Annotated in this window: 1 protein-coding gene; it reads right to left on the bottom strand. The window is 45.6% G+C overall.

Annotated features, from left to right (window positions below):
• Positions 1-914: pilus assembly protein (locus tag A3729_RS07560; protein WP_231877378.1), on the bottom strand; the 914-nt coding region annotated here is incomplete at both ends.

Genomic DNA, 914 nt, shown 5'->3' with positions numbered 1-914 from the left:
CTCTTGATTAGATATAAACGGTCTACCACATTGGTGTCCAAAGGGTGCGCCTGCCAGCCAGAACCAATCACAATCGCTAGGTTGACTTGACCATCATTTCGAAGAATAGATACATCGGGTGTGTGGTAAAAACGTCTATTGTTTGCAGTATCGGTGCCAGACAAGCGTGCAATAACGCCACCATTTACGGTCAGTGAATTCGTACTGCTGTTTTCGTTGTCGATATCAAAGCGCCAGAGCTGACCGCCCATATCTCCGACATAAATTTGGTCGGCAATTTTATCACCATTCACATCAATTGCTTTTACATTAGAGGGAATACTGTATTGCATGTCGCTGAAGTTAGAGCCTGTCGCACTCCATATCTTATCGCCTGTTTCTGCATCCACGATATATACTGCACGGCCGATAGAGTCAGTAGAGCGTGTAGTGTTTGTATCTTGATTGGTGTCGTAGCCACCGCCAAAAATTAAGACTTCGCGAATATTATTGCCCATCTTAATTTTTGTTTTCACGGGTTTAGACCAAGTCTGGCCTAATTCTTCGTAGCCATTTGTGCCACCCGGGCCGCCTTTGATTTCCCATAGGAATTGTGGAGAGTTACGATCAGAAGCGTCAAGCGCATAATAATTACTCCCGCCTCTACGCATGCCCGTGTACACATAGACAAAGTCATCGGCATCGTAAAGGTCGAGGTCGTTATTGCTGTCGTGTGACCAAACGGATACCGAACCATCTAGCCCATAGATATGAGAAACAGACTGAGAATTTTCCATCAGCTCTGCTTGGTTGCTTAGTAGCTCGTCAGGCATAAAGGCAAAGTATTCTTCCCCTTCACCTTGACCATAAGTGCTGCTCGTGCCCGAGCGACCATTGATAGCATGAAGGAAGCCTTGGTTATCGCCAAAAAATAT

This window comes from Oleiphilus sp. HI0043 (assembly GCF_001634935.1).
This window is presented reverse-complemented; position numbering and strand designations above follow the sequence as displayed.